Origin of the sequence: Acinetobacter sp. TAC-1, assembly GCF_029025845.1 — a bacterium.
Classification (GTDB): Bacteria; Pseudomonadota; Gammaproteobacteria; order Pseudomonadales; family Moraxellaceae; genus Acinetobacter; species Acinetobacter guillouiae.
Genome location: NZ_CP118892.1, coordinates 4,103,199 through 4,116,465, shown reverse-complemented (window position 1 = coordinate 4,116,465; position 13,267 = coordinate 4,103,199). Strand labels below are relative to the sequence as shown.

Here is a 13,267-nt window from a genome sequence, read left to right as displayed (position 1 = left end):
ATCACACATCTGTAAGAATGAAACAATAAGGACATTGATGTGATACAGAATTCATACGTATCACGAATTTGAAAGAATAATGCGGGTCAAAATCTTGCATATTAAAAGAATAAAGCAAGGATGGAGGAAGGATATGAATTCCATTATCCAAATGGACACAGAATCACACCAATCTTTATCAAGCTTTGGTTTTTTCGACATATACCACAAAAACAGTTTTAAGCAGGAGCCAAGAACAACTTGGATTGATGGCTGGAAAATTGAGTATATGGCGATCGCAGATCCACGAACAATTCACAATACACCGATTGTGATTGTGGGCGGAGCGTTCCAAAACTTTAACTCATATAAGTATTGTGTTGAGCAGTTCTTTGAAAGTGGCCCAGTCATTTTGATTGATTTGCCCTCTATGGGCGCCAATCAACAAATCACCAATATCGACTCTGGTTTATCTGCGGGGACATTAGAATTACCTGATCTTTCTCGTATGTTGGGACAGTGGCTTGATATTGTGGCGATTGAAAAGGTTGCCGTGGTGGGGATTTCTTTAGGTTCTGTGATTGCTTCATTTTTTGTTGATCAACGCCCTGAACTGGTCGAAAAAATGATCTTGATGGGGGTGATGCAAGAAACTCGTAAAAGCTGGCGCATGTTGTTAGAAGAATCATTGATGTTGATGAAAGAACAACGTATGGGCGAGTTTGGTCAGGCCGTGATTTTGTATTTAGTCAATCATGCCAAGCTCGATAAAACGCGTATGTCGCCCACAGCCAAAAGATTATTCTTTAAGCAAATGGCTGAATTTTCAAATACTGAACAAGAACGTTATGAAATCAATTGTAATCGTCTATTACGGTTAAGCCATGTACCGGTTCCTCAAGTGAATACACTGGTGGCATGTGGTCAATACGACAGTTTTACTTTACCTCATGAAAATGCAAACTTTGCTTTGCAATGCCCAGATATGCAGTTTGCAATGATTGCCAATGCCGATCATGTTCCTCAATTACAACGCCGTAAAGAAACCATGACTTTATTCACCACTTATTTAAAAGGTGGGTCGATCCAAGGGCTGGATGGGATTGTCAATTTCACACGGGAACAAATGCAGCATATCGAGCGTCGTGGTGAAAATCGTATTCAAGTGCTTGATCCACATCGTCAGTTGACACATCGCCATTCAAATAAAGTGATTCAGGTTGAGGTGGTTGATTTAAATTACTTTGGTTTATTGATGCGTCTTGATCATCAACAAGATTTAGCTTTTGTAAATCAACATACCCGTGATTTGGCTTTAAATTTGAGTGATGATGAAGGTGAGTTTGCGATTGAATGTTTAATTTTTGAAACCTCTGCATCTGGTGTTCGCGCACTATTTAAGCATGGTAGCTTTGAAAATGCAGATCGCTTATTACGGTTTATTGCACGCCAGACTCAAGCAGTGCAGTTATGTATAGCGCAAGAAGGCGCAGTGGCTTAAGCCTTTGATATATTGATCTGTTAAAAAACCAGTCTTTTGACTGGTTTTTTATTTCTTAGAATTGAAGTATTTAAATCTCGAAATGTTTACGTTTTAAAGGATTTAAGTCTCCAAATCTCAATACATGATTGCTTTAGCGTTGTGCATCAATCATCCACACCAAATCACCTAGATGCTCTTCAGCATTGTATTCAGTTGAATCTGTATTGAAATAGACACGGGGCTGAATCACGTCAACTTTTTGAAAACCAGCTTGGTAGATAAAATTTCTGACTTGTTCTGGTGTGACAAAGTGAAAAGTAAAAGCACTTCGTGACATGACTTTTAACAGCTTGCTGCTGTTCCAAATCACTTTTGCCAATTTGTTTTTTACTGGTTCAGGGTAAAGGTCGGTGAGATAATGCAGACTGTTAAAGTCTTGCCCATAATGGGCAATCGATTGAATCAATTGTTGTAACAGTTCTTTGGTGAAGTAGTTAATTAAACCTTCACTGATCACGACGAGTGGTCGTTGTGGATCAAATACCTCAAAGGCTTTTTTAAAATCCGCTGTAAATAAGTCGACAGACAACACATCTGGGCTCTTGTGATCAATTTGCTTAAGCGCCGCTTGCTTGGTTTTTGCCATATCGGGTAAATCTAATTCACGATAATCAATCAAGGGATAATGTTGTCTAAACCACCAGCCTCTGGGTGACAGTCCAGCGGCTATTTCCAGTACTTGTAAGTCTGGAGACTGTTCAATCAGTTCAGCTAAACGTTCATCCAACATGGTATGACGTTGCTTGAGTGTGGTACGCATACTGCCACCGACGTATTTTTCTCCCCAACTTTCTATTGGGTGGGCAATCATAGCCAAAGTTTTACCTTTGGATGTGGCAAATAAGGGATGAGAAATGCCCATTTGATACCAAATATAGCCTGTGTAATGGGCTGTAAATGAAATATGGCGGTGCTTGGAAAGTTGCTGGTCTGACATAGTTATCCTTAACTTTTATTTTTTCTAATGGGGTCATGATGAAAAGCAATTAAAACACAACTAAAAATTTAATTTTGCTTCGTCATCTTTTTTTGATCCTTTGCAACCCTCCTATTGAAAGGAGAATAGCTTAAATCTCTTTAATCATAAAAGGCTGCAGATTTGCCCCCGCTTGTCATCAAGAGGGGGCAGCAAAATTAAGTCATCTAGCACAATATCCTATGGATAGCTCTCTATTGGTTTTAAAGTGAATTTTTAAATTCTTCAATGACTTTTTTGACAGCTTGCCATTCATTTCCAAGGTCAAATGTTTCATCAATACTGATCTGTAGAATTTTACCACGCATACGTTCTAAACGTGCTTGATTCGGCAAAGGTAGGTTTTCGATTCCAGCCAATGCAATACATGCCGATTCACGGTTATTACACACCAAGCCCATATCACAACCTGCTTCGAGGGCAGCACGGATACGTGCATCTGCTCCGCCTGCAACACAAGCTGCTTGCATGCTTAAATCATCCGAGAATAACACACCATCAAATTGAAGCTCTTGGCGTAAAATCGTTTGAATCCAGTAAGGTGAAAAACCAGCAGGATTTGGATCTACTTTTTCATAAATCACATGTGCAGGCATCAGTGCATCCAGCTGGGTTTGTAGCTGAATAAAGCTTTGCATATCCTTGTTGTAAATGTCTTGGTATTCACGTGGATCAATTGCTGCAGCAACATGAGAATCTGCTTTTACAGAACCATGTCCAGGAAAGTGTTTTCCTGTGGTTGCCATACCTGCACGTTGCATTCCTTTCATAAATGCGCTGGCAAGCGGTACAATATCTTGTACATTTTTTGCAAAGGCACGATCGCCAATTACATCACTAATGTCATTCAGATCTAAAACAGGTGCAAAACTAAAATCAATCCCCACTGCAAGCACTTCAATTGCCATGAGCCAACCACATTGTTCAGCCAGAGTTAAAGCTTTTTCAGGTTGAGTTAAGTATAGCTCACCAAAATGCCCCATGGCTGGTAGTAGGGTAAAGCCTTGTTTTAGGCGTTGTACTCGTCCACCTTCTTGATCAACGGCAATAAGAATGTCGGGGCGTATTTGGCGCATATGATCGGTTAAAGCGCGAACTTGAGCAGGTGATTCTATATTTCTTGAAAATAAAATCATGCCACCGACTTGCGGAGTTTGTAATAGTTCAATATCTTCTTGAGTAAGTTCTGTGCCTGCAATATCAAGCATCAATGCGCCGATCATAGGAATCCACGGTTGTATTTATATAAACTGGGAAACAATACCTGATTTCTGCAATGATTTGCTACACTTACTCAGTACAGATTATGCTAAAACTACACAACATAAACAGATAAAGTCGTTTAAGATATTGAAACTGTTGAGTTCAGATTGAAAAACGATATAGAAATTGGAAAACCCAAGGAAGTATTAAGAATTTATGAAAATTCAAACTCTCGCTTGCGCTATAGCACTTGCAACAGGTGGTTTATTCTTTACCCATACCATCAATCAGGCAATGGCGGAAACCAATGCTACAAACGTGTCTCAATCGATTCATCCTTCACAAGATCAAGCCTTAGTGACACGTCAACTTGCAACATTGATTGACCGTCAGCATTATTTGAATATGCGTTTAGATGCAAATACATCAAATCGTATTCTCGACATGTATATTGATAGCCTTGACCCAGAGCACACCTTATTTTTAGCTTCAGAAATTGAACAATATAAAAAGCAATATGGTGCAACACTCGGCGCAAAATTAAAAGCAGGCGATTTGTCTGGACCATTTGCGATTCATGCGCATTATCGTGCACGTTTAAAAGAATTTTATGAATTTGAATTGGCTGAACTTAAAAAGACCCAGAACTTAAATCAGCCAAATGAATTTATTGATGCCGACCGTGAGAAAGCTGAATTCTTTGCCAGCAAAGCCGAGTTGCAAAACTATTGGCGTAAGATGCTGGTGTCGCAATTAATCAATCTCACTATTGCCAAGCAAGAAGATCAAGCCAAACAAAAAGCATTAAAAGATGATCCAACATTGGCCAATGGTCAGGATTTGGCAGCATCAGAAGATCTTACACCTGTTCAAACGCTTACCAAGCGTTATACCCGCCAACTAGAGCGTATTGGACGAACCAAGAGCGATGATGTACTGGAACGTATCCTCAATGCAATGACCTTGACCTACGATCCACACAGCAATTACTTCCCACCTGTTGATGCTATGGAGTTGAATCGTCAAACCACCTTACAACTTGAAGGTATTGGTGTTTCGATTCGTCCTGAGCGTGGTAATGAAGACTATACCAAGATTGAAACCATTGTAGATGGTGGGCCGGCAAGTAAGACCGGACAGGTTAAATCTGGTGATCGCATTATTGGTGTTGCACAAGATGGCAATAAAATGGTCGATGTGATTGGTTGGCCAAGTTCTGAAATTGTCGGTTTGATTCGTGGTAAACGTGGCACCAAGGTGTCAGTGAAATTGTTGGCTGCGGGCGCTTCTATGAGCCAAGCACGAGTTGTGACCATTACTCGTGATGTGATTCAAGAAGAAGATGCGGGTGTGCGTTCACGTACTGTAGAGCTAACACGTGATGGTAAAAAACATAAGTTTGGTGTTTTAGAAATCCCATCTTTCTATCTGAACTATCGTGCACGTCGTGCAGGGACTGAATACCGTTCTGTTTCAGAAGATACCAATAAAGCATTGAAGTCACTTGCAGCACAAAATGTTGAAGGGATTATTATTGATTTGCGTAATAACCCAGGTGGTTCTTTAGAAGAAGTTGCCAAAATGATTGGGCAAGTGATTAAAGAAGGCCCAGTGGTTCAAATCCGTGATGGTAACGGCAATGTGAGCGTGTTTGAAGACACCGACGGTGGTGCGCAAACCTATGCTGGACCTTTGGCTGTTTTAGTTAACTTAGCATCGGCTTCTGCCAGTGAAATTTATTCTGCTGCCTTACAAGATTACGATCGTGCGGTAATTTTAGGAAGTACGACCACGGGTAAAGGGACTGCGCAAGTTCAATTGGATAGTCTGGCTTATGGTCAAGCAACCTTAACGCAACGTAAATTCTACCGCGTGACTGGTGGCAGCACCCAAAACAAAGGTGTGATTCCAGATATCAAACTGGTGGATATTTATGATGAAGAGTTTGGTGAGCGTAAAGCTAAAAATGCTTTGAAATGGGATACGATTCCAACTGCGCCATTTAAACGTGAAGGATCAATTCAACCGTATGTGGCACAGCTTGGCGAAAAATCAAAAGTTCGTGCGGCGGGTGATCCTCAGTTCCAATACTTAGAGACGCGTAAAGCGATTGCTCAAGAAACCAAAGATCAAAAACGAATCTCTTTAGATATTGATAAACGTAAAGCAGATTTGGTGGCGCTTGAAGCAAGAACATTGGCTGCGGAGAATAAGCGTCGCACTGAAACAGGATTAAAGCCATATTCAAATTGGGAAAGTTATCAAGCAAGTTTGGATGCATTGGCTGAATCAAGAGCGAAAATGAAGGTAAACCAACGTCCGGCATTGCCAGAGGAAGAGACCTTTGTGAATGAGGCTGCCAATGTTCTGTTAGATTTGGCACATCTAACAAGTAAATAACTAAAAATTCTATTTAGGTAAAATAAAAAAGCATATCTCGGATATGCTTTTTTTATTTCGATTCAAAAAATAACTTGACGTTCAATAGGATAGTGATATTTTAAGTAAAACGAACGTTCTTTAAAAAAAGGTGAACCTTCTCGCAATTTTGCGTTGTATATATAGAGGTTGCTTATAACAAAAATAGGTTCATTACTGGAAGTAAATTTTTATGAGTTATATGAGTTATGATAGTAATCTCGTAATAGGTTCTGCATGTATTGCAGTTATCATCTGTTACGTAGCTATTTCATTAGAACAACTCATATTTACCCAACATACCCCTCGTCTACAGAAAATTATCTTGTGTTTAAGTGGCATGGTTTTTGGCTTCGCCATTTGGGCAATGCACTTTGTCGGAATGTTGGCTTGTGATCTACCGCAAGGTTATTCCTTTGATTTAACATTAACTGTGATCTCCTATATTATTGCGGCCATGGCTTCGACTTTTGCGATTTGGCTGACCACTCAAGAGACTTTGCCAATTGTACGGTTGATTTTAGGTGGCGTGTTGATGGGACTGGGAATTTCTGGAATGCACTATATCGGCATGCTGGGGCTAGATATTCCAAATCAACAAGTTGATTATGATGTTATTTTGGTGATGCTCTCTGTCATCATCGCGATTAGTGGTTCAGGATTGTCTTTCTGGCTCGCATTTAAATATAAGAACTCTTTTAATCATAAGATGCTTTATAAAATTGCTGTATCGATCATGATAGCACTCAGTATTGTGGGAATGCATTATATTGGTATGGCAGCAGCAACGATCTCATCGGTGCATGACAATCATTTTGGAAGTCAACTACACGAAGGGCAAGGTATTTTATTGTTTACCATTATTTTTGTCGCGAGTTTAATACTTGTCTCTGCTTTTTGTGTGGCGATTTTAGAACGAAGATTAGAAGAACGTAGTTTACAGTTATTACAAGCCAATAAAGAGCTTGAAGACTTAGCACTTCAAGATAATCTGACTAAACTTCCAAACCGATTATTTCTCGTTGAATACACCGATGCTTTATTTTTAGATTATAAGGACATACAGTCTAAAATTGCTTTTATTTATATTGATTTAGACCGCTTTAAATCTGTTAACGACGCATTTGGTCATCATATCGGTGATGAGCTTTTGGTTAAACTCGCCCAGCGTTTATATCCGTTACTTAAGGATGGGCAAAGACTCACTCGTATTGGTGGAGATGAGTTCATTCTGATTCTGGAAGATTCTAATCGTAATGAAGCTGAAGAGATTGCCGAATTGTTCTTACAAAAAATACAAGATGGTTTTCAAATCTCAGGTAAAGAAATTAATATTTCTGCCAGTATTGGCATCGTATTTTTCCCCGACCATGGGCAGAACCTACAAGATTTATTGATCAATGCTGACTCCGCCATGATGCAATCTAAAGAGCAGGGGCGTAATACTTTTAGTGTTTATAGCAGTTCTTTAGACCAACAACACCAAAGCCGTAGTCAATCTAAACTCATCAATGATTTATATAAAGCAGTCGAAGAACAACAATTTATTCTATTTTATCAACCTAAATTTACAGCGGACTACCAAATTTGTGGGGTAGAAGCTTTAATCCGTTGGAAGCATCCAACCCTAGGCTTATTAGCCCCGAGTATGTTTATTGATGGTGCTGAGCAAACCGGTCTGATTATTCGTATGGGCTATTGGGCCTTAGAGAAAGCATGTAAGCAAATTCAAGAATGGGAAGATAAAAAATATGCTTTTGGTCCCATCGCCGTAAATCTTTCAGCAGTACAATTTGAACATAAACATTTGATCGAAACTTTAGAAAAATTGATTCAAAAATACCACGTCAAAAATGGTAATTTAATTATTGAAATTACTGAATCTACAGCGATGCATCATATAGATGACAGTATTCAAACCTTTGAGAAATTAAGAAATTTAGGTATCCGACTGGCAATTGATGATTTTGGAACGGGGCATTCGAGTTTCTTGTATTTAAAAGATTTACCAGTAGATGAATTAAAAATAGATCGAGAATTTATCCGTAATTTGTGTGAAGGTTCAAAAGAACAAATCATTTTAGAAAGTATTATTCATTTGGCGATTCGTTTGGGTCTGGTGGTGACGGCAGAAGGCGTTGAAACTGAACAGCAGGCGCAGATTCTTAAACGTTTAGGTTGCCAGCAATTACAAGGTTATTTGTTAGGCATGCCGTTACCTGTAGACCGTTTGGAAACCAATTATAGTATGGTTAAAGCCATACCTTAGATATAAAAATATTCAGCCAGCTAAAGACCTACCGCGATCATTCAAATGAGGTTTAAGCTGAGCATAATCGCGTTTTACTTAACCATCGCCACTGTATATTGAGATCTACGTTGATCTTTAAAACCATTTGCTTGTCGTCTGTATCGCTCATCCTCTTTCTGGAATTTTTGCGATGTCTGTGCGATCAAAGTGCTTAATGATATAGCAACAATCGTTAAAACGACGCTAAATCTGATACAATATCGCCAATTTTTGAATTCCCATTTTCCAGTTCAAGTACATATTTATAAATGTGTACATAACTGTGTACATATTGTAGATTTTTTATGTTTAAAGATGAATTAGCGGCGCAAGTCGCTCAGCGACGTACCTTCGCTATTATTTCCCACCCCGATGCTGGTAAAACCACAATGACAGAAAAACTGTTGTTGTGGGGTAAAGCAATCCAAGTTGCAGGTATGGTTAAAAGTCGAAAGTCAGACCGTTCTGCGACATCTGACTGGATGGAAATGGAAAAAGAGCGTGGTATTTCGATTACCACCTCAGTCATGCAGTTCCCTTATAAAAATCATGTCATCAATTTACTTGATACACCAGGACATGAAGACTTTTCTGAAGATACTTATCGTACTTTAACTGCCGTTGACTCAGCATTGATGGTGATTGATGGTGCAAAAGGGGTCGAGGAACGGACCATCAAATTGATGGAAGTGTGTCGTATGCGCGATACCCCGATTATTTCTTTCGTCAACAAAATGGACCGTGAAATTCGTGAGCCATTAGAATTGCTTGATGAAATTGAAAACGTGCTTAAAATCCGTTGTGTGCCGATTACTTGGCCATTGGGTATGGGGCGCGACTTCGCTGGCGTATATAACATCATTGAAAATAAGCTTTATGTATATAAAGCGGGTTTTGGTTCGACCATTACAGATATTGAAATTCGTGATGGCTATGACTACCCAGACATTCGTGAAAAAGTCGGTGATCTGGCCTTTGCTTCATTTGAAGAGTCTTTAGAGTTGGTGCAAATGGCGAATGATCCGCTAGATCCAGCGGAGTTTTTAGCAGGTCGTCAAACACCAGTATTGTTTGGTACAGCGTTAGGTAACTTTGCGGTTGATCATGTATTAAATGCATTTATTCAGTGGGCACCACAACCAAAAGCGCATCCAACACATGAACGTACTGTTGAAGCAACAGAAGAAGGCTTCAGTGGATTTGTATTTAAAATCCAAGCCAATATGGACCCAAAACACCGTGACCGTATTGCCTTCATGCGTATCTGTTCAGGTAAGTATGAGAAAGGTTTAAAGATGAATCATGTGCGCATTGGTAAAGATGTGCGTATCAGCGATGCATTGACATTCCTTGCGGGTGAACGTGAGCAACTTGAAGAAGCTTGGCCTGGCGATATCATTGGTTTACATAACCACGGTACGATCCAGATTGGTGATACATTCACTTCAGGTGAAAAACTTCATTTTACGGGGATTCCACACTTTGCACCTGAAATGTTCCGCCGTGTACGCTTAAAAGATCCATTGAAATCTAAACAATTGCAAAAGGGTTTAAAAGAGCTTTCAGAAGAAGGTGCAACTCAGGTGTTTATGCCGCAAATCAACAATGACTTGATTGTTGGGGCTGTAGGTGTACTTCAGTTTGATGTGGTGGCGTATCGTTTGAAAGAAGAATACAAAGTAGATTGTATTTATGAGCCAGTGAACATCAACACAGTGCGTTGGGTTTCTTGTGATGATGAAAAGAAATTTAATGAATTTAAGAAAAAGGCACATGACCAACTTTCTGTCGATGGTGGTGGGCATTTAACTTATCTCGCACCAAGCCGAGTGAATCTACAATTAATGCAAGAGCGTTATCCGGATATTCAATTCCGTTCTACACGTGAGCATTAAGTTCAGCTAACTTATTGCAAAATGTAAAAACAGCTTCCTTGTGAAGCTGTTTTTGTATCAAAATACAATGCTTTTTGTCCAAAGGGATTTATGCAGTGCAATTTTCAAAAAAAATAATTTCAGTGCTTTGCTTAAGTACAATGGTTTTGGTTGCATGTGATTCTAAAAAAGATCAGGACAAAGATGGTTCTGTATTACAACCCAAACAAGAAGCCGCTGAAGTCTTACCTTATTTAAATATTCAAGAAACCAAAGCTGATTATGCCTTACCGTTTTGTGAAAAGAACAATTGCATTGAAATTGATATTCAAACCATTAAAACCCAAGACAATTGGTTAAATCAGTGGATTGCAAATAGTCAGTCCAGCGTGATTCAGGCACAGATTGATTTAAAACAGAATATGACCTTACAACAGGCCATTAATGCTTTTGTCAAAAAGTCAGATACTTGGCAAGAAGAATTCCCGAAAAATAAAGCCTTTGAACTGCATATGCAAACGCGTATGGCTTCACAACGCAATCAGTATGTTTTGTTGCAAGTTTCAGTCAATAGTTTACAAGCGGATGTCAGTATCAAAGAACGACAATACTTTTTTGTTGCTGACCGGAAATTGAAGAAAAGCTTAAGTATTTTAGATGTGATTGATGCCAAACATCAGAACCAACTGAATACTTGGGTCCAAGAAAAATATGCAGAATGGTTGGAAAAGCAAAATAGTGATGTGAAAAAAAATGCGCCTAAAAAGTTATATTGGGGGCAAGCCGATTGGTTCTTTGATGGTGAAGGTGTTGGCTTACATTATCGCGCCAATGAAATTGTCGAAGATGGTACCCAGTTGGATATTTATTTGAGCAAAGAACAGACGCAAAAAATACTCAAGCCTGAAGTGTATCAACGCATGTTCTAAGGAGTATTCTGATCATTCTGCCAATTTTAGCGGGATTCTAAAGCAGAGCGGTTAAGATCATTGGTCCTTGTTGAATTGACTCAGCGATCAATAAACTTGAGCCATGTATTGCAATAACGCTTCAATTTTCATACAAATTTTGATTGAGGATTTGTTTAGAGAAGAATAGGCTAATGAATATAGAGATTAAAAAAATCTTGGCTTGATTCGTTGGATAGGTTTGTGAAATGTTAAATCAAAAAAGTACTTTAGCGCTTTCAATTCTGGTGATCACTTTAGGGTTAACTGCATGTCAAAAATCTGACTCGAAAAAAGCAGAACCAACAGTTGATCAAAGTGCTGCATCTCAAGTGCCTGATACATCAATGTTATTACAGGGCGATACAGAAAAAGTAAAATTGACACTGCCTGAGTGTAATGGCAATACATGCCCTGAGTTTTCTATAGAAAGACTAAAAAGTAATCAGGCTTTTGTTGATGAAACGATTGATCAAGCGATTCTTGATAATCTGGATAAAATGCTGGATATCGCGCAATTGAGTAAAGCAAAAAAAGATGCAGATCAGCAGCAAACGGCTTCACAAGCTTCAGCAAGTGAGGTGCAAGCCAATAAAACCCCTGTTCAGCAATTGCAAGAGCGGGTGCAACCTTATGCAAATTCATTCCTTGAGATGGATAAAGAGCTTAAAACATTAGGGGCAAGTGGCCAGATCACGATTAGTTTAAGTCCTAAAATTTTAAACTCAGATAAACCTTTAGCGACGGTGGTATTAAATACCAGTAGTTATTTAGGCGGTGCACATGGGGCATCTGCGCAAACCTATTTTAACTTTGATTTGGTGAGTAAAAAACAAGTTGGCTTGGATCAAATCATTGAAGCCAATCAAAAAGCTAAATTTGAAAAATTGGCACATGATGCATTTAAAACTTGGGTTATCGATTCAAAACTTGCTGAAAGCGTCAATGAATATGAACAGGCGTGGAAGTTTACATTATCAGACAATTTCTATTTGGGTAAACAAGGTCTGATTTTACAATATGGTGAATATGATATTGGGCCTTATGTTGTTGGCTTACCGCGTTTGATGATTCCTTACGATCAGTTAAAAGGCGTGCTGAAAAGTCAATATTTCCCAGCGGAGATGCAAGTTGATCAGCCAAGCAGCTCTACACCTGTTGCAAGTGGTAAAGCGAAATCCTAATGCCTTGGCCTTTGTTTGATACGCATACGCATTTTGATGTTCCTGATTTTGATCTGGATCGAGAACAATTGGCGCATCAAGCAAAAAAGGTGGGTGTAGAACATTTGATTTTGATTGGGTTTCTATATGAACGCTTTCAAGATTTGATAGACACTCAGCAATTTTTAAATCAGCTAAATAATGCGCCTCGTAGCCATCTTGCGCCGGGGTTGCATCCCTTTTATATCGAACAACACCGTCTAGAGCATTTAAATGCTTTGGAAAATATACTGAAAACTGAAGCTTGTATTGCGGTTGGTGAAATTGGCTTAGACACGTTTCTTAAACAGCATAAACAAGCTGAAATTTTTCAAAAACAACAAGATTTTTTTTCAGCCCAAATTGAACTTGCCCAACAATACGATAAACCCATTCTTCTACATATTCGTAAGTCACATGCTGACGTGCTTGCAATGTTGAAACAGCACCAGTTTAAACATGGTGGTATTGCACATGCTTTTAGTGGGGGAATAGAAGAGGCAAAAGCCTTTATTAAATTAGGCTTTAAACTGGGTGTCACAGGACAAATCACTAATCCAAATGCCAAAAAATTGCATGCAGTTGTACAAGCGGTTGGTGCAGAACATTTAGTGCTAGAAACCGATTGCCCAGATATGACACCACTGTGTTGCCAGACGTCTGACCAGCAGCATACCCGTAATACACCAGTGAACTTGCCTTTTGTCTTGGCAGGTTTAGCTGAAAGCTTGGCAATGGATCAGGCAACGCTGGCAGGGATGTTGTGGAAAAATTCACATGAATGCTTACATATAGCGATGTAAATTTGAATAAAAATAACCAATCAACAACACCT

The 13,267-nt window shown here is 39.1% G+C and carries 9 protein-coding genes; 7 read left to right on the top strand and 2 right to left on the bottom strand.

The features are described from left to right. Positions 1-133: 133 nt before the first annotated feature. Positions 134-1,480 (top strand): alpha/beta hydrolase, encoded by a 1,347-nt coding sequence (locus PYV58_RS19190; RefSeq protein ID WP_004818917.1) that lies wholly within the window; start codon positions 134-136, stop codon positions 1,478-1,480. A gap of 133 nt (positions 1,481-1,613) precedes the next feature. Here PYV58_RS19190 and PYV58_RS19185 read toward each other — a convergent pair whose 3' ends face one another. Continuing rightward, positions 1,614-2,459 carry a class I SAM-dependent methyltransferase gene (locus PYV58_RS19185; protein WP_034609762.1) on the bottom strand — a complete coding sequence of 282 codons (846 nt, stop codon included), beginning with the start codon at positions 2,457-2,459 and terminating at the stop codon, positions 1,614-1,616. 242 nt (positions 2,460-2,701) lie between these two features. Then, a complete protein-coding gene (gene nagZ, locus PYV58_RS19180; protein WP_034609765.1) occupies positions 2,702-3,721 on the bottom strand; it encodes a beta-N-acetylhexosaminidase in 1,020 nt (339 codons plus the stop codon). Positions 3,722-3,917: 196 nt separating this feature from the next. Between nagZ and PYV58_RS19175 the strand changes: the two genes are divergently transcribed. From PYV58_RS19175 to PYV58_RS19150, 6 genes are all read left to right on the top strand, one after another. Further along, entirely contained in the window at positions 3,918-6,101 is a 2,184-nt protein-coding gene (locus tag PYV58_RS19175) for a carboxy terminal-processing peptidase (protein ID WP_004818923.1), read from the top strand. A gap of 211 nt (positions 6,102-6,312) precedes the next feature. Then, complete coding sequence (locus PYV58_RS19170) at positions 6,313-8,388, top strand: EAL domain-containing protein (RefSeq protein WP_034609768.1); 2,076 nt, start codon at positions 6,313-6,315, stop codon at positions 8,386-8,388. A 326-nt stretch (positions 8,389-8,714) separates the two neighbouring features. Next, positions 8,715-10,304, top strand: coding sequence for a peptide chain release factor 3 (locus PYV58_RS19165; RefSeq protein ID WP_004723253.1), 1,590 nt, complete (start codon positions 8,715-8,717; stop codon positions 10,302-10,304). Positions 10,305-10,444: 140 nt separating this feature from the next. Then, positions 10,445-11,212, top strand: coding sequence for a hypothetical protein (locus PYV58_RS19160; RefSeq protein ID WP_004818929.1), 768 nt, complete (start codon positions 10,445-10,447; stop codon positions 11,210-11,212). 227 nt (positions 11,213-11,439) lie between these two features. Then, positions 11,440-12,414 (top strand): RsiV family protein, encoded by a 975-nt coding sequence (locus PYV58_RS19155; RefSeq protein WP_034609772.1) that lies wholly within the window; start codon positions 11,440-11,442, stop codon positions 12,412-12,414. Beyond that, positions 12,414-13,235, top strand: coding sequence for a TatD family hydrolase (locus PYV58_RS19150; protein ID WP_034609774.1), 822 nt, complete (start codon positions 12,414-12,416; stop codon positions 13,233-13,235). The genes PYV58_RS19155 and PYV58_RS19150 overlap by 1 nt, the downstream gene beginning before the upstream one ends. Positions 13,236-13,267: the final 32 nt, after the last annotated feature.

Bases quoted from the DNA above. Each gene is read 5' to 3' on its own strand.
- PYV58_RS19150 (WP_034609774.1), top strand. From the start codon at position 12,414: ATGCCTTGGCCTTTGTTTGATACGCATACGCATTTTGATGTTCCTGAT.
- PYV58_RS19165 (WP_004723253.1), top strand. From the start codon at position 8,715: ATGTTTAAAGATGAATTAGCGGCGCAAGTCGCTCAGCGACGTACCTTC.
- PYV58_RS19175 (WP_004818923.1), top strand. From the start codon at position 3,918: ATGAAAATTCAAACTCTCGCTTGCGCTATAGCACTTGCAACAGGTGGT.
- PYV58_RS19190 (WP_004818917.1), top strand. From the start codon at position 134: ATGAATTCCATTATCCAAATGGACACAGAATCACACCAATCTTTATCA.
- PYV58_RS19185 (WP_034609762.1), bottom strand. From the start codon at position 2,459: ATGTCAGACCAGCAACTTTCCAAGCACCGCCATATTTCATTTACAGCC.
- PYV58_RS19170 (WP_034609768.1), top strand. From the start codon at position 6,313: ATGAGTTATATGAGTTATGATAGTAATCTCGTAATAGGTTCTGCATGT.
- PYV58_RS19155 (WP_034609772.1), top strand. From the start codon at position 11,440: ATGTTAAATCAAAAAAGTACTTTAGCGCTTTCAATTCTGGTGATCACT.
- PYV58_RS19160 (WP_004818929.1), top strand. From the start codon at position 10,445: ATGGTTTTGGTTGCATGTGATTCTAAAAAAGATCAGGACAAAGATGGT.
- nagZ (WP_034609765.1), bottom strand. From the start codon at position 3,721: ATGATCGGCGCATTGATGCTTGATATTGCAGGCACAGAACTTACTCAA.